General features: G+C 66.8%; 21 protein-coding genes. 15 read left to right on the top strand and 6 right to left on the bottom strand.

Translation table 11 applies throughout. The features are described from left to right. Nucleotides 1–37: 37 nt before the first annotated feature. Nucleotides 38–523: an ArsR/SmtB family transcription factor gene (locus DKG75_RS20420; protein WP_279573951.1), complete on the bottom strand. Its 486-nt coding sequence runs from the start codon at nucleotides 521–523 to the stop codon at nucleotides 38–40. On the opposite strand from DKG75_RS20420, the gene DKG75_RS20415 reads away from it, so the two are divergent. Continuing rightward, nucleotides 522–1142, top strand: a complete 621-nt coding sequence (locus DKG75_RS20415; protein WP_109923041.1) for a class I SAM-dependent methyltransferase — start codon at nucleotides 522–524, stop codon at nucleotides 1140–1142. The two genes, DKG75_RS20420 and DKG75_RS20415, sit on opposite strands and share 2 nt — an antisense overlap. Here the strand turns inward: DKG75_RS20415 and arsB are convergent. The 4 genes from arsB to DKG75_RS20395 are packed head-to-tail and all read right to left on the bottom strand — an operon-like array spanning nucleotide 1137 to nucleotide 3506. Beyond that, nucleotides 1137–2165 (bottom strand): ACR3 family arsenite efflux transporter, encoded by a 1029-nt coding sequence (arsB, locus tag DKG75_RS20410; protein WP_109923040.1) that lies wholly within the window; start codon nucleotides 2163–2165, stop codon nucleotides 1137–1139. The genes DKG75_RS20415 and arsB overlap by 6 nt on opposite strands. A gap of 10 nt (nucleotides 2166–2175) precedes the next feature. Continuing rightward, a complete protein-coding gene (gene arsC / locus DKG75_RS20405; protein ID WP_109923039.1) occupies nucleotides 2176–2601 on the bottom strand; it encodes an arsenate reductase (glutaredoxin) in 426 nt (141 codons plus the stop codon). A 15-nt stretch (nucleotides 2602–2616) separates the two neighbouring features. Beyond that, on the bottom strand, nucleotides 2617–3144 hold the full coding sequence (locus tag DKG75_RS20400) for an arsenate reductase ArsC (RefSeq protein WP_109923038.1): 528 nt from the start codon (nucleotides 3142–3144) through the stop codon (nucleotides 2617–2619). Between the two features lie 23 nt (nucleotides 3145–3167). Continuing rightward, nucleotides 3168–3506 carry an ArsR/SmtB family transcription factor gene (locus tag DKG75_RS20395; RefSeq protein ID WP_109923037.1) on the bottom strand — a complete coding sequence of 113 codons (339 nt, stop codon included), beginning with the start codon at nucleotides 3504–3506 and terminating at the stop codon, nucleotides 3168–3170. 278 nt (nucleotides 3507–3784) lie between these two features. Here DKG75_RS20395 and DKG75_RS20390 point away from each other — a divergent pair, with 278 nt between their 5' ends. From DKG75_RS20390 to DKG75_RS20375, 4 genes are all read left to right on the top strand, one after another. Next, on the top strand, nucleotides 3785–4843 hold the full coding sequence (locus DKG75_RS20390; RefSeq protein WP_109923036.1) for a substrate-binding domain-containing protein: 1059 nt from the start codon (nucleotides 3785–3787) through the stop codon (nucleotides 4841–4843). A 101-nt stretch (nucleotides 4844–4944) separates the two neighbouring features. Then, entirely contained in the window at nucleotides 4945–5985 is a 1041-nt protein-coding gene (locus tag DKG75_RS20385) for an ArsJ-associated glyceraldehyde-3-phosphate dehydrogenase (protein WP_109923035.1), read from the top strand. Between the two features lie 2 nt (nucleotides 5986–5987). Beyond that, on the top strand, nucleotides 5988–7235 hold the full coding sequence (arsJ, locus tag DKG75_RS20380) for an organoarsenical effux MFS transporter ArsJ (protein WP_109923034.1): 1248 nt from the start codon (nucleotides 5988–5990) through the stop codon (nucleotides 7233–7235). Then, nucleotides 7222–7614, top strand: coding sequence for an ArsR/SmtB family transcription factor (locus DKG75_RS20375; protein WP_243746583.1), 393 nt, complete (start codon nucleotides 7222–7224; stop codon nucleotides 7612–7614). Before arsJ ends, DKG75_RS20375 begins: the two co-directional genes overlap by 14 nt. Before the next feature lie 65 nt (nucleotides 7615–7679). Here DKG75_RS20375 and DKG75_RS23085 read toward each other — a convergent pair whose 3' ends face one another. Next, entirely contained in the window at nucleotides 7680–7829 is a 150-nt protein-coding gene (locus DKG75_RS23085; RefSeq protein WP_208112191.1) for a hypothetical protein, read from the bottom strand. Between the two features lie 166 nt (nucleotides 7830–7995). Between DKG75_RS23085 and DKG75_RS20370 the strand changes: the two genes are divergently transcribed. The 10 genes from DKG75_RS20370 (at nucleotide 7996) to DKG75_RS20325 (ending at nucleotide 23307) form a co-directional block, all read left to right on the top strand. Further along, nucleotides 7996–10701 carry a winged helix-turn-helix domain-containing protein gene (locus DKG75_RS20370; protein WP_109923033.1) on the top strand — a complete coding sequence of 902 codons (2706 nt, stop codon included), beginning with the start codon at nucleotides 7996–7998 and terminating at the stop codon, nucleotides 10699–10701. Between the two features lie 402 nt (nucleotides 10702–11103). Beyond that, nucleotides 11104–12783, top strand: coding sequence for a DUF1302 domain-containing protein (locus DKG75_RS20365; RefSeq protein WP_109923032.1), 1680 nt, complete (start codon nucleotides 11104–11106; stop codon nucleotides 12781–12783). Nucleotides 12784–12792: 9 nt separating this feature from the next. Then, the gene (locus DKG75_RS20360; RefSeq protein WP_109923031.1) at nucleotides 12793–14142 is read left to right on the top strand and encodes a DUF1329 domain-containing protein; all 1350 of its coding nucleotides are present in this window, start codon (nucleotides 12793–12795) and stop codon (nucleotides 14140–14142) included. Between the two features lie 75 nt (nucleotides 14143–14217). Beyond that, the gene (locus DKG75_RS20355) at nucleotides 14218–15297 is read left to right on the top strand and encodes a WD40/YVTN/BNR-like repeat-containing protein (RefSeq protein WP_208112193.1); all 1080 of its coding nucleotides are present in this window, start codon (nucleotides 14218–14220) and stop codon (nucleotides 15295–15297) included. Nucleotides 15298–15324: 27 nt separating this feature from the next. Continuing rightward, nucleotides 15325–17736: an efflux RND transporter permease subunit gene (locus DKG75_RS20350; RefSeq protein ID WP_109923029.1), complete on the top strand. Its 2412-nt coding sequence runs from the start codon at nucleotides 15325–15327 to the stop codon at nucleotides 17734–17736. Between the two features lie 105 nt (nucleotides 17737–17841). Further along, nucleotides 17842–18858, top strand: a complete 1017-nt coding sequence (locus tag DKG75_RS20345; RefSeq protein WP_109923028.1) for a universal stress protein — start codon at nucleotides 17842–17844, stop codon at nucleotides 18856–18858. A 53-nt stretch (nucleotides 18859–18911) separates the two neighbouring features. Next, the gene (locus DKG75_RS20340; protein ID WP_109923075.1) at nucleotides 18912–19892 is read left to right on the top strand and encodes a quinone oxidoreductase family protein; all 981 of its coding nucleotides are present in this window, start codon (nucleotides 18912–18914) and stop codon (nucleotides 19890–19892) included. A 10-nt stretch (nucleotides 19893–19902) separates the two neighbouring features. Continuing rightward, entirely contained in the window at nucleotides 19903–20817 is a 915-nt protein-coding gene (locus DKG75_RS20335) for a TauD/TfdA dioxygenase family protein (protein ID WP_208112201.1), read from the top strand. Nucleotides 20818–20866: 49 nt separating this feature from the next. Next, complete coding sequence (locus DKG75_RS20330) at nucleotides 20867–21925, top strand: beta-keto acid cleavage family enzyme (protein ID WP_109923027.1); 1059 nt, start codon at nucleotides 20867–20869, stop codon at nucleotides 21923–21925. Between the two features lie 74 nt (nucleotides 21926–21999). Further along, the gene (locus DKG75_RS20325; protein ID WP_109923026.1) at nucleotides 22000–23307 is read left to right on the top strand and encodes an MFS transporter; all 1308 of its coding nucleotides are present in this window, start codon (nucleotides 22000–22002) and stop codon (nucleotides 23305–23307) included. Nucleotides 23308–23313: the final 6 nt, after the last annotated feature.

The raw sequence follows: 23313 nt of genomic DNA, 5'->3' as shown, positions 1-23313 counted from the left end.
AGAAGGTTGGAAATTGCGAGCAAAAAAGAGAGGGGCTTCAGGCCGCCGAATTCCCCGGCTTTCCGGCACAGCCTTCATCGGCGCAGCATTCGTCCACCAGGAAACCGACGAGGGTGCGCATGGCAGGGTAATGGGCACGGCAGATCAGCACCGTCGATTGGCGCTCCTGGGTGACGAGCCCCGTCGCCACCAGGCGCTTCAGGTGATGCGACAGGGTGGACGCCGGAATCCCCATCCGTTCCTGGACACTGCCCACCGGCAGGCCGGCATGACCAGCGCGAACGAGGTGCCGGTATAGGTCGAGCCGGGTCGCATTGCCGAGGGCTTCAAGCTGATGGGCTGCTATTTCGAGTTTCATGGAAATAAAATGAATGCGACCGCGCCCCTCGGTCAAGGGGGAATTTCGAAGGTCATCGAAATTTGTGAACGTCATCCAATGGTCACTATCCAGAGGAATGCGCTGATGACAGCTTTCCTGTACCGGGCAGAACCGGCCAAGATTGCAAGGGGCAAGACCGCGCATGTCCGACCGCCGAGACCATTGGGAACACGTCTATTCCGCCAAGGCCGAGACCGACGTGAGTTGGTTCCAGGACGTGCCGACGCCTTCCCTTGACCTGTTGGCAATTGTGGGTGTGGCGAAAGGGGATCCCATCATTGACATTGGCGGCGGGGCATCGCGACTGGTGGACGGTCTCCTTGCCGCTGGCTTCTTCGATGTTTCGGTGCTCGACCTGTCGGCTCGAGCGCTGGCGGTCGCGCGAGACCGGCTTGGCGAAGCAGGTGGCGATGTGAACTGGATCACCGCGGATGTCATCGGCTGGGAACCTCGGACGGCCTATGCCGTCTGGCACGACCGCGCCGCCTTCCACTTTCTGACCGCCGAGAGGGAGCAGCAGGCCTATGTTGGCGTAATGAAACAAGCCCTGAAGATCGGCGGCCATGCCATCATCGGCACTTTTGCGCCGGATGGGCCGGAAAAATGCAGCGGCCTGCCCGTCGCCCGCCACGATGCGGAAAGCCTGTCCAGAACCTTCGGGGCAGGTTTCGTCCTGATCGACAGCCGCACTCACGATCACGTCACCCCTTGGGGCAGCACGCAGCGGTTTCAGTTCTCCACCTTTCGGCGGGATGCGCTATGACGCACGTCCCGCCTCATACCAGCCCTTGCTGCGGTTCACCAGGAAGACGACGGTGAGCATGACCGGCACTTCGATCAGCACGCCGACCACGGTCGCGAGCGCTGCCCCCGACTGGAAGCCGAACAGGCTGATCGCGGCGGCCACCGCCAGTTCGAAGAAGTTGGAGGCGCCGATCAGGGCCGAGGGGCCGGCGACACAATGCGCCTCGCCTGCAACCCGGTTCAACAGATAGGCGAGGCCGGCGTTGAAATAGACCTGGATCAGGATCGGCACGGCCAGCAGGGCGATGACGAGGGGCTGGGCCAGGATCTGCTCGCCCTGGAAGCCGAACAGCAGGACGAGGGTGGCCAGCAACGCGATCAGGGACAGCGGCTGCACGGTCTTGAGGAAACCATCGAGGGCGGCAGGGCTCCGTGCCAGCAGCGCCCGGCGCAGGATCTGCGACACGATCACGGGAACGACGATATAGAGGGCGACCGAGAGCACTAGCGTGTCCCAGGGCACGGTGATTGCCGACAGCCCGAGCAGGAAGGCGACGATGGGGGCGAAGGCGACGATCATGATCGCATCGTTCAGCGCCACCTGGGACAGGGTGAAGACCGGCTCGCCCTTGGTCAGGTTGGACCAGACGAAGACCATGGCGGTGCAGGGCGCCGCGGCCAGGATGATGAGACCGGCAACGTAACTGTCGATCTGGTCGGCCGGCAGCAGGCCGCGGAACAGATAGCCGATGAAGAGCCAGCCGAGCAGGGCCATTGAAAAGGGCTTCACCGCCCAGTTGACGAAGAGGGTGACGCCGATGCCGCGCCAGTGCTTCGTCACCTGGCCGAGGGCGGCGAAATCGATCTTCACCAGCATGGGCACGATCATCAGCCAGATCAGCACCGCGACCGGCAGGTTGACGCGGGCGACCTCGGCCGTGCCGATGGCCTGGAACAGGCCGGGCAGCAGATGGCCGAAGGCCACGCCGGCGATGATGCAGAGGGCGACCCAGAGGCTCAGCCAACGCTCGAACAGGGACATGGAAGCACCTTCAGGCAGGGATGCGGTTGCCCGCGGCGTCGAGGACAATCTCGCCGTCCTCCTTGCGGAACGCGCCGGGGCCGGGCGGGGGCAGCAGATCGAGCACGGTCTCCGACGGCCGGCACAGGCGGACGCCCCTGGGGGTGACCACGACCGGCCGGTTGAGCAGGATCGGATGGGCCGCGATCGCATCGAGCAGGTCGTCGTCCGACAGCGCCGGGTCGTCGAGGCCGAGCGTGTCGAACGGCGTGTCCTTCCGGCGCAGCAGGGTACGCAGCGGGCTTCCCATGCGCTCGGCAAGGGAGAGGATCATGGCCCGGCCGGGCGGCGTCTTCAGATATTCGATCACATGCGGTTCGATCCCGCAGTGGCGGATGAGCGCCAGTACGTTGCGCGAGGTGCCGCAGGCCGGGTTGTGATAGATGACGACGTCCATGATCCCTCCGCCCGGTCAGGCGACATGGTGCCGCGCGGCGGTCGAACCCTCGCCCCGGCCGATTTCGCGCAACCTGGCGCCGAGGGCGATGCGGTCGAGGCTGGCGATCGGCAGGGCGGCGAAGGCGGTGATCCGGTTGCGCATGTGGCGGAACGCGGTGACGAAGGCGGCTTCCTTCTGGATGTCCGTGCCGTCGGCCGCCACCGGGTCATCGATCCCCCAATGGGCAGTCATCGGCTGCCCCGGCCAGACCGGGCAGGTTTCCCCGGCGGCGTTGTCGCAGACCGTGAAGACGAAATCCATCACCGGCGCCCCTTCGGCGGCAAACTCGGCCCAATCCTTGGAGCGCAGGCCCTCGGTCGGATAGTCGTAGGAGGCCAGCACCTTGAGGGTCATCGGGTTGACCGTGCCGCGCGGCGCGCTGCCGGCCGAGAAGGCGCGGAAACGGCCCTTCGCATCCCGGTTGAGGATGGCTTCGGCCATGATGGAGCGGGCCGAATTGCCCGTGCAGAGGAACAGCACGTTGTAGATGCGATCGGACATGGAAGGCTCTCCTTGGGCGGGGGCTAGACGAGGCCGGTGGTCCTGGTTTCGCCGTAGGCCGGACGGCAGGCTTCCGGACGCCCGGCGCAACAGGCATCGATCAGATAGGAGCCGAGCCCGCGGACATCTTCGAGCCGTGCCCGATAGATCACGGAGCGGCTTTGCTTCTCGGCATCCACCAGTCCGGCACGGGCCAGGATGGCGAGATGGACCGACATCGTATTGCCGCGGACGCAAAGCGCCCGGGCGAGGTCCCCGACAGCCATCCCGTCGGGTTCCTGCGCAACGAGCAGCCTCAGAGCCTCGATCCGCGTGGGCTGGGCAAGAGCGGCGAAGGCGGTGATGATCTGTTTCTTATCCATATGTCGAGAATAATGGAATTATTAGATTTGTCCAGGGGGAGATGAAGTGCCTGGGGTTGGCCAGGGGCTGCCACAGACCAGCACCCCAGCCTTCCCGGTGATGGATAAGGGTGTTTGACCCATTCGTCGGGAAATATAGAAATTTCATCAATTGGAAGCAAAAATGAAACTCTTGTGACAGATTCGGACCATACGGTCTTCCGCGTTCAGGGACGAAGGGGGGTGACGTCATCCGGCGGCCGCTGAACCTCTATCCATCAATTGAGGTACAGACCGAGATGACCATCAGGAATACTCTTGCGATCGTGGGGGCCACGGCCGTCCTGGCTTGCGCCTTTGCCGGGCAGGCCGCTGCCCGGGACCAGATCCGTATCGTCGGCTCTTCCACCGTCTTCCCCTTCACCACCGCGGTTGCCGAAGCCTTCGGCAAGGCCGGCGCCTTTAAGACCCCGGTGGTGGAATCGACCGGCACGGGCGGGGGCCTGAAGCTGTTCTGCGCCGGTGTCGGCGAGGATCAACCGGACATCACGAATGCCTCGCGCCGGATCAAGGCGTCGGAGTTCGAGACCTGCGGCAAGAACGGCGTCACCGCGATTACGGAAATCAAGATCGGCTTCGATGGTCTCGTCGTTGCCAATTCCAAGGCGTCGCCGGTGCAGCCTTTCACCAAGGCCCAGCTCTGGAAGGCCTTGGCCGCCGAGGTCGTCGTGGATGGCAAGGTCGTGGTCAATCCCTACAAGACCTGGAACGAGATCGACCCGAGCCTGCCGGCCAAGAAGATCGAACTGATCGGCCCGCCGCCCACCTCCGGCACTCGCGATTCCTTCAACGAACTCATCCTCGAAAAAGGCTGCGAGGCGGCGGGCGCGCTCGATGCGATGGTCGCCGCCGGCATCGACAAGAAGGATGCCGCGGCGAAGTGCATGAAGATCCGCGAGGATGGCGCCTATGTCGAAGCCGGCGAGAACGACAATCTGATCGTGCAGAAGCTGGTTTCCAATCCCGATGCCTTCGGCGCCTTCGGGTACAGCTTCCTCGAGGAAAACCTCGACAAGATCCAGGGTTCGCCGATCGACGGTACGAGTCCGGAATACGACGACATCTCCGCGGGCAAATATGCCGTGGCGCGCTCGATGTTCGTCTACGTCAAGAATCAGCACGTCGGCTTGGTGCCCGGGCTGAAGGAGTTCGTCGCCGAGTACACTTCCAGCAAGGCGATGGGCGAGGGCGGGTATCTCCAGGGCAAGGGCCTCGTGGTGCTGCCCAAGGACGAACTCGAACAGGTCCGGGCCCATGCCTTGGCATTCGCCCCGCTGAGCGGCGCCGACCTCAAGTAAGGATCTGGGGCGGCGTCCGTGCGAGCGGGCGCCGCTCTCGTCTTTGTCCGAGTTGCTGAATATTCGAGTCCGGCCGTGGTCCGGGCGGCGTGGAGGTTGTCATGCGCGTAGGCATCAATGGTCTTGGCCGGATGGGGCGCCTGGCCCTGAGGGCGGCACTTGGCGGGGCCGACCGGTCCGCGGATGATCCCCGCAGCGGCAACCGGCTGGAAATCGTCCACCTCAACGAGATCAAGGGTGATGCCGCCGTCATTGCCCATCTGTTGGAATTCGACAGTGTCCAGGGCCGCTGGCGTACGGACCTCCGGGCTGATGGCGACAGGATCGAGGCGGCCGGCCGAGCCATGACCGTGAGCGCCCACGCCGCACCGGAGGATATTCCCTGGGGCGATCGCGGGGTCGATGTCGTCCTCGAATGCAGCGGCAGGTTTCTGACGCCGGAAAAACTTCAGGGGCATTTCGACCGGGGGGCCAAGCGCGTGATTGTCTCCGCGCCGGTCAAGGTCGAGGGGGTGCTGAACATCGTCGTCGGGGTGAACGATCATCTTTACGATCCCGCCCGCCACCCGATCGTGACCGCGGCTTCCTGCACCACCAATTGCCTGGCTCCGGTGGTCAAGGTCGTCCATGAGGCGATCGGCATCCGTCACGGCCAGATCACGACGATCCACAATCCGACCAACACGAATGTCGTCGTCGACGCGCCCCACAAGGACCTGCGCCGGGCCAGAAGCGCCATGACCAGCCTTCAGCCGACGACGACCGGCAGCGCCACGGCGATCGGCCTGATCTACCCCGAACTGAAGGGCCGGTTGAACGGCCATGCGGTGCGTGCGCCGGTGCTGAACGCCAGCCTGACCGACTGCGTCTTCGAAATGCGCCGGGAAACCACGGCCGATGAAGTGAACGCGCTATTCGCCGAAGCCGCCACCGGCCCGCTCGCCGGCATCCTCGGCTACGAGCCGCGTCCCCTGGTTTCGGCCGATTTCGCCAGGGATACGCGGAGTTCCATCGTCGATGGCCTGTCGACCCTGGTGACCGACGGCACCATGCTGAAGGTCTACGCCTGGTACGACAACGAATTGGGCTATGCCTGCCGGATGGTCGATCTCGCCACAATTCTGGCGCAGCGGGGGATATAGGCATGTCCGGTGTGCGGAACTACGCGATCGTCACCGCCGCCTATTGGGGCTTCACACTGACGGACGGTGCGCTCCGGATGCTGGTGCTGCTGCATTTCTACCGGCTCGGTTATTCGCCTTTCACCCTGGCGCTGCTGTTCCTTCTCTATGAAGCGGCCGGGATCGGCGCGAACCTGATCGGCGGCTGGCTGGCGACGCGCTTCGGCATCGCGCGCATGCTGGCGGTCGGGCTTGCCACGCAGATTGCCGGCTTCCTGCTGCTTTCGGCCGTCTCGCCGGCATGGAGCGCGTTGCATTCGGTCGTCTGGGTGGTCGGCTGCCAGGGTCTTTGCGGCGTTGCCAAGGATCTGACCAAGACCGCCTCGAAATCGGCGATCAAGCTGACGGCGGGGGATGGCAGCGCCTCGCGCCTGTTCCGCTGGGTCGCCTGGTTCACCGGCAGCAAGAATGCGATGAAGGGGGCGGGGTTCTTCCTGGGCGGGGTGCTGCTCGAAATCTTCGGTTTCCAGGCCTCGCTCTGGGGCATGGCCGGGGTGCTCGGCTTCGTGCTCGTCGCGGCGCTTCTGTCCCTGCCGCCGATGCTGGGACGGGCCAAGGCGTCGAGTTCTGCCCGGGAATTCTTTTCCAAATCGGCCGGGGTCAATCTTCTGGCCCTGGCCCGGGTCGGCATGTTCGGTGCGCGGGACGTCTGGTTCGTGGTCGGCGTTCCCGTCTTTCTCTATGCCGCCGGCTGGACCTTCACCGGTGTCGGCACCTTCCTCGCGCTCTGGACGATCGGCTATGGCCTGATCCAGGCGGCCGCGCCCTCGCTCGTGCGGCGCAGCCGCGATGGCCTTTCGCGCGAGGTGCCGGCGGCGCGCTGGTGGTCGCTGGCGCTGGCCCTGATCCCGGCCGCCCTGATCTTCGCCATCGACCGGCTGCCCGCCCTGCTGCCCCAGGCACCCGGCCCGGACATCGTCCTGGTCGCGGGGCTTGCCGTTTTCGGTTTCGTGTTCGCGGTGAATTCCTCGGTTCACTCCTACCTGATCCTGGCCTATGCCGGGTCCGAGAAACTGGCCGAGGATGTCGGCTTCTACTATGCCGCCAATGCCGCTGGGCGCTTCATTGGTGTGGCTCTTTCCGGTACCCTCTACCAATGGGGTGGTCTCGATGCCGGCCTTGCCGGTTCCGCCGCCATGGTCGCCCTGTGCTGGATCGCCACCTTGTTTCTGCCGTCACGTGCCAATGAATCGGAACATGCCCAGTCCTGACGCCACCGCCGCTGTCCTGCCCGCCGTATCGAATATCGAAGAGGAACGGGCAATCGAAGCATTGTCCGCCCTTGCCCAGGCGACCCGCATGCATGTCTTCAGGATGCTCGTCGCTCGCCACCCCGAAGGCATGCTGGCTGGAGATATTGCGACGGCGCTGGCTGTCCCGCACAACACGATGTCGGCGCATCTGGCGATCCTGACGCGTGCCGGCCTGGCAAAAGTCCAGCGACAGGGACGGACCATGCTCTATCGCGCCGACATCGACGGGTTTCGCGGCCTGATCGACTTCATGACCAGGGAATGCTGCGGCGGCCGTCCGGACATTTGCGCCCCGCTGTTCGGCGAGACGGTGGCCGATTGCTGCGGCAAGGCTTGAGTATCGGGCCATATCCGAATCCTGCGGTCGTCATGGAAAAATCCGCTTGAGGATTTGACCGGAGATCACGGAGCGAAGGGATCGGCTTGGCGGTGGATCCGCTGGGCACGGCCGATCCGGGGTTCCGGCCGGATGCCGCGGATACAATCGGCGAAGCTCGGGATGAAGCCCGGATCCGCGACGGCATGCTGCTCGCCGATCAGGCGGATCTGCACGCTGTAGCGGCGTGCCTCGCACTATCAGAAGGGATACCTCCGCCGCCAAGGCCGACGCCCGAGCGCGCTCTTCAAAAGGGTGGACAAAATGCGATATTGCCGTCGACTATCACCAAATGACTGAAAAATCTGTAGTCTGATATAAAATACGAAAGGGGCGCGTCCAATGGTGGGCACGGCTGATACCGACGCGAGCCTCCCGGACTCCGAGATTCTCCTCAAGGTCATGCCGCCGCGCGTTCCCCGCCATCTGCTGCCCCGTTCGCGCCTGTCTCTCAACAGCGGCCTGCTGTCCGAACGGGCCATCATTCTTGTGCAGGCACCGCCCGGCTTCGGCAAGACCTCGCTGCTCGCGCAGTGGCGGCGGGAAGCGCTGGCCCGCGGCGCTGCGGTGGCCTGGCTCTCCGCGGACGACAATGGCGATCCCGTCCGTTTCCTGCAAAGCTTGGTCCTTTCCGTGCGGATCGGCTGCGGGCGCCCGGGGTTCGGCCGTACCCTGCCGGCCGGTTCCCCCCCGGGCGCCGGCGCCCTCGACGGGGTGACGAGTTGGCTGGCGGAGGTTGCCGTCACCCCGCTGGACCTCGTGGTCATCATCGACGAGGCCGACCGCCTCTCGACCGCGGGGCGGGCGGTCCTCGGCTATCTGCTTCACAATGCGCCGCAGAACCTCGGCCTGATCGTTGCCGGCCGGGCCGGTCTCGATACGGAGGTCGCGGACCTGATCGAATATGGCGAGTGCCTGCCGGTCGGTCAGGACATGCTGCGCTTTCGCCTGGAGGAGACGATCGCGCTGGTGCGAGGCCGCCTCGGCAGCGGGGTCGATGTCGATGCCTGTGCCCGCCTGCACGAACGGGCGGATGGCTGGCCGCTCGGGCTGCAGATTATCCTGGCCGACCTCGAGCGAAGCGACGATCCCCATACCGCGCTGAAGGGCCTGACCATCGGTTCCGCCACGCTCGACCAGCATCTGGTCGACCGGCTGTTGAGCCGGCTGTCCGCCGAGGACGAGGCTTTCCTGGTCCGGATCTCGGTCGTCGACCATCTCCATCCGGATCTGTGCCGAACGCTCGCCGACCGTGACGACGCCCCCGAGCGGCTGGCCCGGCTCGTCCGCGATACGCCGGTCTTCCTGACTGCCGACGACAGCGAATGGTGCCGTCTGCACATGCTCGTCCGCAGCGCCTTGCGCGAGCGTTTCGCAGCGCTGCCGGCCGCGGAACGCGCCCGCTTGCACGGCCGGGCCAGCCTCTGGCTTGCCGCCCGCGGCATGGTGGAGGATGCCGCCCGCCACGCCGAGGCGGCTGGCGATCACGATCTGTCCTATGATTTGGTGGAGCGCAGCCTCTACGACACGCTGATGAAGGCGGGTCCGGAAGCGGTCCTGGAGTGGAGCCGGCTTCTGCCCGTCGAGGAACTGGACCGCCGGCCGCGCCTGCGCCTTGCCGTCGCCTGGGCGCTGGCGCTGGGCGACCGGCACCAGGAGGCCAACGAATGGGTCGGCCGCATCCTCGGCCAGCCGGGCGTGGACGAGAGCCTGCGCTACGAATGCGACCTGATCACCAGCGGCGCCGCTTATTACGCCGACGACCCGGAAGCCTGCATCGCCGTCTTCCAGCCCTGGATCGAGCGAAAGCCCGTGCTTCCGCCCCGGCTCGCGACCAATCACGTCAACCGGCTGGCCATGATCACCCTGTTCCGGGACGGTCCGGGCGCGGCCCGCGACGTCTATCAGACCCTGCCGGTCGAAGACCGCAAGGGGGCACCGTCCACGGCCCTCCTGTGGAGCCGGCTGATCACCGGGCTCACCTATGTCTGGGAAGGCCAGGTCCGTCTCGGGGAAGGGGACCTGCGGGTCGCCCTGGCGGAGGCGGAGGCCGATCTCGGCCGGCGCAACCCCCTGGTCTGCATGCTCGCCGCCCTGCTGGCCGTGGCGGTCTATGAGGCGGATCAGATCGACGAGGCGGCGGCCCTGCTGGCCAACCGCCTGGATATTCTGGAAGGGGCGGGCGCGCCGGAGCCCATGCTGCTGGCCTTCCGCACCGCCGCCCGCATCGCCTGCGCCCAGGGGGCCGACTATCGGGGCCTGGAAATTCTGGACGCCCTGCACCGCGTCGCCGTCAAGCGCCACCTGCCGCGTCTCGGCATCTTCAGCCTTGGCGAACAGGTGCGCATCCACGCCGGCCGGTTCCGCAGCGAGACCTGCCGCAGCCTGGTTGAACGGATCGACGAGATCCTGGCGCGCGACGACCTGTCGAAGGGCGACGTCTGGCATCGCTCCGCCATCATGCAGCGCCATCTGGCCCGTGCCTATGCCGCGATCGCGGCGCAGAAATGGAAGGAGGCGCTGGCCTGCCTGGAACAGGCTGTGCCCCCGGCCGAACGGGCAAGGCACGGCCGGCTGCGCATCGAGATCATGGCCCTGCGTGCCTATGCCCTCGACCGCCTGGGCGAGCGCGCCGGCCCGCTGCTCGATGAGGCGCTGAACCTCGCCGCGACCTATGGGCTGAAGCGCACCATCGTCGATGCCCATCCGGGACTGGCCGATTGGGCCCGCCGGTTGACAGAGGAGGCCGCCAAGGCCCATCTCTCCAACCCGGCGATGACGATCGCCCCCACGCTCCGCCCTCCCGCGCCCCGCGCCCAGGGCGGCCCCAAGGTGGTTGCCAGCATGGTCCTGACCCCGAAAGAGCGGGAAGTGCTGGAACTCCTCGCCCGCGCCTTGTCCAACAAGGAAATCGCCCAGGCGATGGAGATCGGCGAGGAAACCGTCAAATGGCACTTGAAGAACCTGTTCGGCAAGCTCGACGCCGGCACGCGCAAGCAGCTTCTGCACCGCGCCCGGATCCTGGGCCTGCTTGAAGGCGCCGACTGACCGTTTCGCGCCGCATCTCCGACAAAGTCGCGATACCCCTCGGGACGAGGGGGGCGGGGGGGAATGAAACCGGCCACTCTCGCCGCCATAAAAGAGGGCCGAGCCCCATGAGCGGGCGGCCTCCATGGCGAGGAGTTCCAGAGATGGACGACATCCTGTTTGAAAGGGCGCATTCGGCGGCGTGTCCGAAAGCCCTCTGTCGGTACGGCGCGCGCAGCGGGCCGGACGCCGCCCGGTCCTGAACGCGCCGGGGCGGGGAAATCCCCGTAAACGCCCCGGCCTTCACGCCATCGATCCATGAATAGGCCCCCGGCGACGGGGGCGATTGCCGACCGGCCCTCGCTGACTCTGCGAAGGCCGTAACGCCGAAGCTGTCCCCAGATCCGGGAGAAGGGCATCCATATGAAATCCCAAGGACAACAGAAGTCGTGGCGGCGCGCCCTGTGCTATGCCGCTGCCGTAACCACCCTGGTCGCCGGCGATGGCCGGGCCGCCGAAATCGACACGGGCACGCCCGACCTCGAACTGCGTTGGGACAATACGGTCCGTTACAATATCGGCATGCGCGTCGACAGCCGTAACGCCGAACTGGGCAATTCCCCGCTCTACGACGAAGGCACGTTCAGCTTCGACCGGGGCGACATCGTCACCAATCGGGTCGATCTGCTGTCCGAACTCGACCTCGTCTATCAAGGCCGTTTCGGCGCCCGCGTCAGCGCCGCCTTCTGGTACGACAATGCTTATGAGGAGGGGCCGAAGACCAATCCGAACGCACCCTTCACCAGCATTCCCAGCTACCGCGGCGGTTCCTACAGCAATTACACCGAGCGCTATTACCTCGGCCCTTCGGGGGAAATCCTCGACGCCTTCGCCTTCGCCAATTTCGATGTCGATGACATCCCGGTTCGGGTGAAGGTCGGCCGCCACACCGTGTTCTGGGGTGAATCGCTCTATCTCGGGGGCGCGCTGCACAGCGTTTCCTACGGCCAGGCGCCCATCGATCTTCAGAAGGGTTTCGCCACCCCGGGCGCCGAGATCAAGGAATTGTTCCGCCCCCTGAACCAGGTCTCGTTCCAGGCCCAGGTGACGGACGACCTGTCGCTGGCGGCCCAGGTCTTCCTGGAATGGGAAGCCTATCGCTACCCCGAGGGCGGGACCTATCTCGGCCCCGTCGATTTCGCCTTCAACGGGCCGGACCGCCAGTACATCAGCGCCGCCCTCGGTTTCGCGACCCATGCGAGCCCGGTCGAGCCGAACCAGATCGGCGAATTCGGCCTGGCCGCGCGCTGGAGCCCGGACATTCTCGACGGCACGCTCGGCTTCTACTACCGGCGCTTCGCCGACAAGCTGCCCCAGGCGCTGCTGACCCGCGTGGCCCCGGCCAGCGGCAGCGAATATGCCCTGATCTATCCTGACGACATCGACCTCTTCGGGATCAGCTTCACCACCAATATCGGCGGCGTCAGCCTGGGGACGGAATTCTCCTATCGCCACAATACGCCGTTGAACGCCCAGATCCTCGGGATCTCGCCGATCGGCCGCCCTGCCGACGGTTCGACCCCCGGGCCCCGGGGCGACACCCAGCATGCGCTGATCAACCTGCTCGGCGTGCTGCCCGGCAATGCGGTGTTCGATGCCGCGACCTGGGGCACCGAATTCACCTGGGCCCATTACTCCGACGTGACCAGCGGCGAGAACCTGTTCAACGCCGTGGGTTACGCGCCCTGCGTGGGCAAGAACAAGTGGGACGGCTGCGCCACCCGGAATTTTGTCGGCTGGAGCGCCAGCTTCAACCCGGTCTGGTTCCAGGTCGTGCCCGGCATCGATCTGTCGGCGCCGATGGCGGTCTCGCTCGGCCTGCGCGGCAATTCGCCGACCGTCTTCGGCGGCAACGAGGGCAACGGGAACTACACCGTCGGCCTCTCCGCCGACGTCCAGCAGAAGTACCGGGTCGACCTGAAGTGGGTCGATTACTTCGGCCATACCGAGACCACCGGCAATGCCGTCTCCTCGCTCAACGGCTTCACGACCGCGCTCAAGGACCGTGGTTTCGTCAGCCTCACCCTCAAGACCACTTTCTGAGGCCAAACCATGCGCAAGGCACTGATCCTGACCTCGGCCCTGGTGGCGATCTTCGCCGCCGGTGCCGCCCAAGCCGGCGTCACCCCCGAAGAGGCGAAGCGGCTGGGCACCACCCTGACCCCCGTCGGCGCCGAAATGGCCGGCAACGCCGCCGCCACCATCCCGGCCTATGCCGGCGGCCTCACCACGCCGCCCGCCGGTTTCGCGGCCGGCAGCGGCATCCGCCCCGATCCCTTCGCGGGCGAGAAGCCCCGCCTCGTGATCGACGCCGGCTCGATGGCCGGCGAGGCCGCCCGCCTGACGGAAGGCGCCAAGGCGCTGCTGACGCGCTATGCGAGCTTCCGGCTGGACGTCTACCCGACCCACCGGACCGTCACCTTCCCCGCCTTCGTCCTCGAAAACACGAAGCAGCAGGCGACCACGGCGACCATCAGCGCCGACGGCAACTCCATTTCCGGCGTCCATGCCGCCTTCCCGTTCCCGATGCCGAAGAGCGGCTACGAGGCGATGTGGAACCACCTGCTGCGCTTCAACGGCCTGGCCTATGAATCGAAGTACCGCAACTTCATCGTCGATGCGAGCGGCCACGTCACCCTGTCGACCGAGGGCCAGAGCACCCAGGAATATCCCTTCTGGGACGTCTCCAAGCCGGACGCCGACACCTATTGGCGGATGCGGCTGTCCTACACCGGCCCGGCGCGGCGTGCGGGCGAGGCGCTGATGATCATCGACCCGCTGGACGTCGGCACCAAGGATCGCCGGTCCTGGGCCTATCTGCCCGGCCAGCGCCGGGTCAAGGTCGCGCCCGATTTCTCCTTCGACACGCCCAATCCGGGCACGGCCGGGGTCAATACCTTCGACGATGTCTTCCTGTTCAACGGCTCGATGGACCGCTTCGACTTTCAACTGGTCGGCAAGCGCGAGATCTACGTTCCCTATAATTGCTACAACGCGCTTTACGAAGCGAAACAGGCGGACCTGCTGGCCGCCAACCACCTCAACCCCGATCTGATCCGCTGGGAATTGCACCGTGTCTGGGTGGTCGAAGCCAAGCTGAAGGAAGGCAAGCGTCACATCTACAGCCGCCGGGTCTTCTATCTCGACGAGGATTCCTGGGCGGCGCTGGCCTCGGACGAATATGACGCAAGGGGCGATCTGGCCGTCGCCGGCTTCGCCTATATGACGCCGAGCTACGATGTGCCGGCGCCCTATAGCGACATGTTCAGCCACTACAACCTGGCCCAGCGCACCTATGCCCTGACCGGCTTTGTCGCCGAAACCGGCGGCATGCGCCAGACCAGGCCCCGGTCCGACCGCGAATGGTCGGCCGATGCCCTGGCCGGGTCCGGCATCCGCTGATCCTGCGGCAGCCGGGCGTCGGCGGGTTTTCCCGCCACGCCTGGCATCCCTTCCCACCTCCAAGAAGGAATGGCCATGTTCCGCTCCATGCTGCTGTCCGCCGCTGCGGCCTTGGCGTTGCTGACCGCGACCGGGGCCGCCGCCGAAGGTTTCCGGGACTTGCTCGACACCCCGGCAGAGGCCAGCCCGCTTGCCGCGCGCACCCTGTTCAACGGTCTTGCCGTGGCCGGCGGCCGGGTCGTCGCCGTGGGGCAGCGCGGGCATATCATGCTGTCCGACAACCGGGGCACCACCTGGCGCCAGGCTCAGGTGCCGGTCAGCACCGATCTGGTCGCCGTGCATTTCCCGACGCCGCGGCAGGGCTGGGCGGTCGGCCATGACGGCGTGGTGCTCCATTCGGCGGATGGCGGCGAGACCTGGATGCGCCAGCTGGACGGCCGCACCCTGGGCAAGACGGTGACCGCCGCCTATAGCGCGATGGCGGCCGCTGGCGAGCTTGGCGATGCCGATCAGGCGGCGGCGATCCTGGCCGATGCCGAACGCTTCGCCGCGCAGGGTGTCGATACGCCCATCCTCGATGTCTGGTTCGCGGACGAGAAGCATGGCTTCGTCGTCGGCGCCTTCAACCTGATCCTCAAGACCGAGGACGGCGGACAGACTTGGCGTCCCTGGTTCCACCGCACCGACAATCCGCGCGGCCTGCATTTCTATGCCGTCCGTCCGGCCGGCGGCGCCCTCTTCATTGCGGGCGAGCAGGGCCTGCTCCTCAGGTGGAACCCGGAGACCCTGCGCTTTGCCGCGGTGGAACTGCCCTACAACGGCACCCTGTTCGGCATCGCCGGCGCCGGCGATGCCGCCGTCGTCTTCGGCCTGCGCGGCAATGCCTTTCGCAGCGCCGATGGCGGCGTCACCTGGGACAAGGTCGAGACCGGGGTGCAGGTCGGCCTGACCGGCGCCGCCGGCGCGGACGGCCGCCTGCTGATGGTGAGCCAGGCCGGTCACCTGCTGGTCAGTGCCGACGGCGGGCAGCATTTCCAGCCGGCGCCCGTCGGCGGGCCGCTGCCGGCCGCCGCCGTTGCCGATGCCGGGAATGGCGTCGTCGTCATCGCCGGACCCCGGGGCCTGCGGGCGCTGGACCTGAGTCGGGCCCCATAAGAACAACGATTTCAGGAGGAACCGGCCATGGCCGCCGTCACCGATCTGCTCGACCGTATGCCGGTGGTGAGCAACCTTGCCGGTTTCAACCGCAACTCGGGCAGCCGTCTCGAGCGCTTCATCTTCAACAACCGGCTGCTTTTCGTCGCCTTCTGCATGGTGCTGACGGTCGGGCTCGGCTATGGCGCCGCGACCAGGCTGGCGCTGAACGCCAGCTTCGAAAAGATGATCCCGGAGGGCCACCCCTACATTCAGCATTACCTGGAAAGCAAGGCCGACCTGCGCGGCCTCGGGAATGTGCTGCGGGTGGTGGTCGAGACCACGGACGGCGATATTTACGATCCCGCCTATCTGGATGTCCTGAAGAAGATCAGCGACGAACTGGCGCTGACGCAGGGCGTCGACCGCGCCTGGGTGAAATCCCTGTGGACCCCGGCGGTCCGCTGGACCGAGGTCACCGAGGAAGGCTTCCGCGGCGGCCCCGTCATGCCCGACAATTACGACGGCTCAGGCCCGGGGACCGAGGCGCTGCGCGCCAACATCACCCGCGCGGGCATCGTCGGCAGCCTGGTCGGGACCGATTTCCGGTCGAGCATGATCGTCGTGCCGCTGCTCGACAGGGACCCCGCCACGGGCAATCCGCTCGATTACCGGCAGCTGGCGCGGACCATCGATGGCGCGGTCGTCGCCGCGCATGAATCTGCGCGCATCCGCATCCATATCATCGGTTTCGCCAAGCTGATCGGCGACCTGATCGACGGGCTGGCGCTGGTGATGGCCTATTTCGCCGTCGCCGCCGCGATCGCCGCCGCCGTGATCTATCTCTATACCCGCTGCCTGCGCAGCACCGCGCTGGTGGTGGCCTGTTCGCTGGTCGCCGTGGTCTGGCAGCTCGGCCTTGTCGCCTATCTCGGCTTCGAACTCGACCCGTTCTCGATCCTGGTGCCGTTCCTGATCTTCGCCATCGGCGTCTCCCATGGTGCCCAGAAGATGAACGGCATCATGCAGGACATCGGCCGCGGCACCCACCGCCTGGTCGCCTCGCGCTATACCTTCCGCCGGCTCTTCCTGGCGGGGATGACCGCCCTCCTGGCCGATGCGGTCGGCTTCGCGGTGCTGATGGTGATCGACATTCCCGTGATCCAGGACCTGGCCCTGACCGCCAGCCTCGGTGTCGGCGTGCTGATCGTCACCAACCTGCTGCTGCTGCCCGTGCTGCTTTCCTATCTCGGTGTCAGCGGGGCGGCGGCGGCCCGCAGCTTGCGGACCCTGGATGCCGAAGGCCGCGGCCGGGGGCTGGCCGCCCTGTGGAACGGGCTCGACCGCTTCACCGAAGCCCGCTGGGCCTGGGGCGCCATCGCGGTCACGGCCGTGGTCGCGGCGGCGGGCCTCGTGGTCAGTGCCGACCTGAAGATCGGCGACCTCGATTCAGGGGCGCCGGAATTGCGGCCCGAGTCCCGCTACAACCTCGACAATGCCTACATCACCGGCCATTACGCCCTGTCCAGCGACCAGTTCGCCGTGATCGTCAGGACCGCCGACGAGGGCTGCCTCAAGTACAGGACACTGGTCGAAGCCGACCGGCTGGCCTGGGAGTTGCAGCAGGTGCCGGGGGTGCAGGCGACGGTCTTCCTCGGCAACGCGGTGCGCCAGATCACTTCGGGGTCCTACGAGGGCAGCCCGAAATGGCTGACGATCTCGCGCAACCAGGATGTGCTGAACTATGCGGCGCAGCAGGCGTCGGTCAATAATCCCGACCTGTTCAACGCCGCCTGTTCGGTCATGCCGGTCATCGCCTATCTGAGCGATCACCGGGCGGAGACGCTGGACCGGGTCACCGCGCGGGCCGAAGCCTTCGTCGCCGCGCATAGCGGCGACGATGTCCAGTTCAGGCTGGCGGCCGGCAGCGCCGGCATCGAGGCCGCGACCAACATGGTGGTGCGCGAGGCCAACCACATGATGCTGCTCTATGTCTATGGCGCGGTGGTGGTGCTGTGCCTGGTGACCTTCCGCAGCTGGCGCGCGGTGGTGGTCGCGGTGGTGCCGCTGATCGTGACCTCGATCCTGTGCGAGGCCCTGATGGTCGTGCTGGGGATCGGCGTCAAGGTGGCGACCCTGCCGGTCATCGCGCTCGGGGTCGGCATCGGCGTCGATTATGCGCTCTATCTCCTGTCGGTGCAGCTTGCCCAGCAGCGGGCCGGGGTGCCGCTCGGCCTCGCCTATCGCCGGGCCGTCCAGTTCACCGGCAAGGTCGTGGCGCTGGTCGGCGTGACGCTGGCCGCGGGGGTCGTGACCTGGGCCTGGTCGCCGATCAAGTTTCAGGCCGATATGGGCATCCTGCTCACCTTCATGTTCCTGTGGAACATGCTGGGCGCGCTGGTGCTGATCCCGGCTCTGTCGCGCGTCCTGCTGGGCGGGTCGTCGAAGGCCCGTTCCTAGTCCCCGCCCCACTCTAGGCGAGGGGGGTGGGCCGCCCCGTCCCCCGCTAGGATGGCTCCACGGCTTGAAGCGATGGACCGGCGGCAACCAAACGAGGATAAGGACATGTACCGCCACTTGCTCGTCCCCATCGATGGATCGGATCTCTCCACCCTCACCGTGGGGCGGGCGGTCGAGTTCGCGCGGCTGCTCAATGCGCGCATCACCTTCTTCCACGCCCTGCCCGACCATGCGGCCTCCCTGCGCGGGGAGGTCGATACGGTGCGGCTGCTCTCGCCGGGGACCTTCGCCTATGCCTATGAGGACCGGGCCCGCGAACTGCTGGCCAAGGCCGAGTCGGCGGCACGGGCACGCGGTGTCGCCTGCGATTCCCGCAGCGCCTTGGCGGATGCGCCCTATCGCGCCATCCTCGATGCCGCACGGCAGGAGCGCTGCGACCTGATCTTCATGGCCTCGCACGGGCGGAGCAGCGTGATCGGCACCATGCTGGGATCGCAGACCCTGAAGGTGCTGGTGAATTCGGAAATCCCCGTGCTGGTGTCGGCAACGGCCGACCCGCCGGCGCCGCTTCTCGCCATCAACATCATCCGCGACGAGCACCGTTCGCTCTCCGCCGTGCTGCAAGCCTGGCTGCACCTGATCAAGACGGCCGAGGATGGCGGCGAGGCGCCCGACCCGGCAGCGATGCGGGCGATCATGCATTACATCCGGCACTTCCCCGTGGCCCTGCACCACCCCAAGGAAGAAGCCCATCTGTTCGCCCGGCTGCGCCAGCGGACCAGCGAATTCAACCCTGACCTCGACGAGCTTGAGCGCCAGCACGCCCGCGACCGCCAATTGCTGGCCGAGTTGGAAACCCTGGTGGAGGGGCAGATCGCCGGCACGGTGGCGCTGCCGACCGTCCGCGAGGCTGTCGACAATTATGCCCGGTTCCTTTGGGATCACCTCGGCCGCGAGGAGAGCGTCATCCTGCCCGCCGCCGAACGCTTCCTGACCGAGGCCGACTGGGCCGAGATCGGTGCCGCCTTCGCCGCGAACGAGGACCCCCGCTTCGGCGGCGAGGCCGACGCGGCGTATCGCCAGCTTTTCTCGAGGATCGTCAATCTCTTGCCGTCGCGGTGACGAACGCGATCAAGGAAGAACGGCCCCGGGCCGGCATTGAGGAGGATAACGCTTTGGCTATTGCTGCCCGCTTGCACAAGACTGGAGGGCCCGAGGTCATTGGCTGGGAAGAGGTCCCGGTCGGCGCACCCGGCCCGGGCCAGGTGCGCCTGCGCCACGCCGCCGTCGGCCTGAATTTCGCCGATACCTATTTCCGCAGCGGTCTCTATCCGGTGCCGCTGCCCTGCGGCCTGGGGGTGGAGGCGGCCGGGGTGGTCGAAGAGGTCGGCGAAGGGGTTGCCCATGTCCGCAAGGGCGACCGGGTGACCTATACCGGCTTCGTCAACACGCTGGGCGCTTATAGCACGGAACGCCTGATCCCGGCCGCCCCCCTGATCAAGCTGCCGGACGCCATTCCCTTCGAGACCGCGGCGGCGATGACCATGCGGGGCCTGACCGCCGCCTATCTCGTCCGCCGCATCTGGCCGCTGGCCGCCGGCGACACGATCCTGCTCCATGCCGCCGCCGGCGGCGTCGGCCTGATCGTCGCGCAATGGGCGGCGCTGCTCGGCTACCGGGTCATCGGCACGGTCTCGACCGAAGAAAAGGCGGCCGTCGCCCGCGCCCATGGCTGCACCGAGACCATCTTGTCCCGGACCGAGGATGTCGCCAGACGGGTGCGCGAACTAACCGACGGCCGCGGGGCGGACCTCGTGCTCGACAGTATCGGCAAGTCCACCTTCGCCGCCTCGCTGGACTCGGTGCGCAGGCGCGGCCTGCTCGTCCTCTTCGGCACCGCTTCCGGGCCGACGCCGCCGATCGAGGCGCCGCAACTTGCCATGAAGGGCTCGATCTACGTCACCCGCCCGGCGCTTGCCGACTATATCGCCGACCCGGCGGAGAAGGCGGCCCTGGCGGGGGAATTGTTCGACCATGTCGCGGCGGGCCGGATCAGGATCGAGATCAACCAGCGTTACGCGCTGCAAGACGCCAGCCAGGCGCACCGGGATATCGAGGCCGGCACCACCGTCGGCTCCTCGGTCTTCTATGTCTAGGGAGGGAACCATGCCCCAACAGGCCACTATCGGCGAAGCCCCCGCCATCGTCAGCCGCGGCGCGCTGAACAATTCGGTGAAATACGAGCAACTGACCGCCGCCATCGGCGCTGAACTGCTGAACGTGACCCTGGGCGATGCCGCGCGCGACGAGGCGCTGTTCGCCGAGATCAAGGCGCTGCTGCTGGCCCACCGCGTGCTGTTCCTGCGCGACCAGGACATCAGCCGCGCCGACCACGTCGCCTTCGCCGAGCGCTTCGGCCGGCTCGAGGATCATCCGGTTGCCGGCAGCCATCCCGATCATCCGGGGCTGGTGCAGATCTACAAGAGCCCGGACCAGCCGATCGACCGCTACGAGAATGCCTGGCACGCCGATGCGACCTGGCGCGATGCCCCGCCCATGGGCTGCGTGCTGCGCTGTGTCGAGACGCCGGCGGTCGGCGGCGACACCATGTGGGCCAATATGGTGCTGGCCTACGAGAAGCTGCCCGACCCGGTGAAGGCGCAGATCGAAGGCCTGCGCGCCCGCCACAGCATCGAGGCGAGCTTCGGCGCCAAGCTGCCGGTCGAGAAGCGCCTGGCGCTGAAGGCGCAGTTCCCGGATGCCGAACACCCGGTGGTGCGCATCCACCCGGAAACCGGCGAGAAGGTCCTGTTCGTCAACGCCTTCGCGACCCATTTCACCAATTTCCACACGCCCGAGCGCGTGCGCTACGGCCAGGATTACGCGCCGGGCGCCGCCCAGCTCCTGCATTACCTGATTTCCCAGGCGGCGATCCCCGAATACCAGGTCCGCTGGCGCTGGCGGAAGAACAGCGTGGCGATCTGGGACAACCGCAGCACCCAGCACTATGCCGTCATGGATTACGCCCCCTGCCACCGCAAGATGGAGCGCGCCGGGATCATCGGCGACGTGCCGTTCTGACCGTCCGCAACCACCAACGACCCACGACACCCTGCAAGAGGAGAGTGCGATGAATTTTCTCGACGGTTCGCTTTTCCCGGAAAACCAGCCGAAGCTGGTGATCACCGCCGCCCCCTATGGGCCGGAATGGATGCCTTCCGACTTTCCCGAAGACATTCCGGTCAGCATGGACGAGCACATCCAGAAGGCGGTCGACTGCTACAACGCCGGCGCCACCGTGCTGCATCTCCATGTCCGCGAACTGGACGGCAAGGGGTCCAAGCGCCTGTCCAAGTTCAATGAACTGCTGGCCGGCCTGCGCCAGGCGGTGCCGGACATGATCCTGCAGGTCGGCGGCTCGATCTCCTTCGCGCCGGAAGGCGAGGGCGAGGCGGCCAAATGGCTGTCGGACGATACGCGCCACATGCTGGCCGACCTGACCCCGGCCCCGGACCAGGTGACCATCGCGATCAACACCAACCAGATGAATGTGGTCGAGCAAATGTGCGATGCCGACATCGCCGGCACCACCCTGGCGGACCCGGCCATGTACCACGCCTATCGGGAGATGACCATTCCGGCCGGTCCGGGCTGGGTCGAGGAACATGTCCGGCGCCTGAGCGAGAAGGGCATCCAGACCCATTTCCAGCTGGCGACCATCTCGCAACTGGAAACGGTCGAGCGCATGATGCGCCGGGGCAAGTTCATGGGCCCGCTGGTGCTGACCTGGGTCGCCATCGGCGGCGGCTTCGATGCCCCGAACCTCTACAACCTGGCGAATTTCGTGCGCGCCTGTCCGGACGGTTCGGTGCTGACCCTGGAATCTTCCATGCTGAACGTGCTGCCGCTCAACATGATGGCGATCGCCCTCGGCCTGCACGTCCGCTGCGGCATCGAGGACAATATCTGGACCCAGCGCCGCGATCGCAAGATGAGCAGCGTCGAGCAGATCGAGCAACTCGTCCGCCTGTCGCGCGAATTCGGCCGCGACATCGCGACTGCCAGTGAAGCGCGCGAGATCTACAAGATCGGCACCTTCTACGGCAGCATCGACGAGACCCTGGCCAAGAACGGCTTCGCCCCGAACCGGAAGCCCGGGCAGGTCGGCTTCACCCAGCACGCGGCCTGATTTTCAAGGCCGGGAAACATCGGTCGATCGGCGATCCCGGCGGTGCGCCGGCCGGGATCGCAAGGGAGGTTGTGATGGCAGTTCTTACCGGCGGCATGGCCAAGGATGCCGCGCTCGCCGATAGCCCGTCCAGGGCGACGGCCTATGCCTGGGTCGTCTTCGCGCTGACCTTCGGGCTGCTGCTGTCCGACTATATGTCGCGCCAGGTCCTCAACAGCGTGTTCCCGCTGCTGAAGGCCGACTGGGGCCTCAGCGACGCCGAACTGGGCTCGCTCAGCGGCGTCGTCGCGCTCACCGTCGGCATCCTCACCCTGCCGCTGTCGCTGGCGGCGGCCCGCTTCGGGCAGGTGCGCAGCCTGATCGCCATGGCGCTGTGCTGGAGCGCCGCGACCATCGGCTGCGCGCTCGCCACCGGTTACGGCGAGATGATGATCGCCCGCCTCTGCGTCGGCGTCGGCGAGGCCGCCTACGGCAGCGTCGGCATCGCCCTCATCCTCGGCATTTTCCCGCGCCACATGCGCTCGACCCTGACCGGCGCCTTCATGGCCGGCGGCGCCTTCGGCTCGGTGCTCGGCATGGCCATCGGCGGGGTCGTCGCCGTGCACATGGGGTGGCGCTGGTCGTTCGGGGTGATGGGCCTGTTCGGCGCGGCCCTGGCCTTCGGCTTCTTCCTCACCGTCACCGAACGGCGGCTGGCGAAGGCCGGCGGCAAGACGGCCGCGGCGACGCCGGACGCGACCGCGCGGATGGATGTCCGGACGGCGGTGACGTCGCTGTTCTCCTCCGTCTCCGTGGTCTGCGCCTATGCCGGCAGCGGCTTCCAGCTCTTCATCATGGCGGCGGTGATCGCCTGGATGCCCAGTTACCTGAACCGTTACTACGCTCTGCCGGCAGACAAGGCGGCATCGCTCGGGGCGCTGTTCGTCCTGATCGGCGCGCTCGGCATGATCGGCTGCGGCATCGCCACCGACCGCTTCAGCCGGACCGTGCCCGCGCGCAAGTGGCTGTTCGCCGTCGCCTATGCGCTGCTTTCCTGCATCCTGCTGACCGCGGCCTTCGCGCTCGGCCCGGGGACCGCGCAACTGGTCCTGATCGGTGCCGCCATGCTGACCGTGGCCGGCACGGCCGGGCCGGCCGGCGCGATGGTCGCCAATCTGACGCCGCCGGCCGTCCACGCCGCCGCCTTCGCCACCCTGACGCTGGCCAATAATATCTTCGGCCTCGCGCCCGGGCCCTATCTCACCGGCCTGCTGGCCGACCGCATCGGCCTCGACGGTGCCCTGCAATGGGCGCCGGCGGTCAGTATCGCCGCCGCCTGCTGCTTCCTGATCGGTCGCCGGCGATACGCCCGCGACCTCGGCCGGCTCGGCACCCCGGCTTGACTGTCC

This window comes from Zavarzinia compransoris, assembly GCF_003173055.1.
In the GTDB taxonomy this organism is placed as follows: domain Bacteria; phylum Pseudomonadota; class Alphaproteobacteria; order Zavarziniales; family Zavarziniaceae; genus Zavarzinia; species Zavarzinia compransoris.
Note: the sequence above shows the minus strand (reverse complement) of the source record. Positions and strands in the feature narration are given on the sequence as shown.

Bases quoted from the DNA above. Each gene is read 5' to 3' on its own strand.
- DKG75_RS20415 (WP_109923041.1), top strand. From the start codon at position 522: ATGTCCGACCGCCGAGACCATTGGGAACACGTCTATTCCGCCAAGGCC.
- DKG75_RS20420 (WP_279573951.1), bottom strand. From the start codon at position 523: ATGCGCGGTCTTGCCCCTTGCAATCTTGGCCGGTTCTGCCCGGTACAG.
- arsB (WP_109923040.1), bottom strand. From the start codon at position 2,165: ATGTCCCTGTTCGAGCGTTGGCTGAGCCTCTGGGTCGCCCTCTGCATC.
- arsC (WP_109923039.1), bottom strand. From the start codon at position 2,601: ATGGACGTCGTCATCTATCACAACCCGGCCTGCGGCACCTCGCGCAAC.
- DKG75_RS20400 (WP_109923038.1), bottom strand. From the start codon at position 3,144: ATGTCCGATCGCATCTACAACGTGCTGTTCCTCTGCACGGGCAATTCG.
- DKG75_RS20395 (WP_109923037.1), bottom strand. From the start codon at position 3,506: ATGGATAAGAAACAGATCATCACCGCCTTCGCCGCTCTTGCCCAGCCC.
- DKG75_RS20390 (WP_109923036.1), top strand. From the start codon at position 3,785: ATGACCATCAGGAATACTCTTGCGATCGTGGGGGCCACGGCCGTCCTG.
- DKG75_RS20385 (WP_109923035.1), top strand. From the start codon at position 4,945: ATGCGCGTAGGCATCAATGGTCTTGGCCGGATGGGGCGCCTGGCCCTG.
- arsJ (WP_109923034.1), top strand. From the start codon at position 5,988: ATGTCCGGTGTGCGGAACTACGCGATCGTCACCGCCGCCTATTGGGGC.
- DKG75_RS20375 (WP_243746583.1), top strand. From the start codon at position 7,222: ATGCCCAGTCCTGACGCCACCGCCGCTGTCCTGCCCGCCGTATCGAAT.
- DKG75_RS20370 (WP_109923033.1), top strand. From the start codon at position 7,996: ATGGTGGGCACGGCTGATACCGACGCGAGCCTCCCGGACTCCGAGATT.
- DKG75_RS20365 (WP_109923032.1), top strand. From the start codon at position 11,104: ATGAAATCCCAAGGACAACAGAAGTCGTGGCGGCGCGCCCTGTGCTAT.
- DKG75_RS20360 (WP_109923031.1), top strand. From the start codon at position 12,793: ATGCGCAAGGCACTGATCCTGACCTCGGCCCTGGTGGCGATCTTCGCC.
- DKG75_RS20355 (WP_208112193.1), top strand. From the start codon at position 14,218: ATGTTCCGCTCCATGCTGCTGTCCGCCGCTGCGGCCTTGGCGTTGCTG.
- DKG75_RS20350 (WP_109923029.1), top strand. From the start codon at position 15,325: ATGGCCGCCGTCACCGATCTGCTCGACCGTATGCCGGTGGTGAGCAAC.
- DKG75_RS20345 (WP_109923028.1), top strand. From the start codon at position 17,842: ATGTACCGCCACTTGCTCGTCCCCATCGATGGATCGGATCTCTCCACC.
- DKG75_RS20335 (WP_208112201.1), top strand. From the start codon at position 19,903: ATGCCCCAACAGGCCACTATCGGCGAAGCCCCCGCCATCGTCAGCCGC.
- DKG75_RS20330 (WP_109923027.1), top strand. From the start codon at position 20,867: ATGAATTTTCTCGACGGTTCGCTTTTCCCGGAAAACCAGCCGAAGCTG.
- DKG75_RS20325 (WP_109923026.1), top strand. From the start codon at position 22,000: ATGGCAGTTCTTACCGGCGGCATGGCCAAGGATGCCGCGCTCGCCGAT.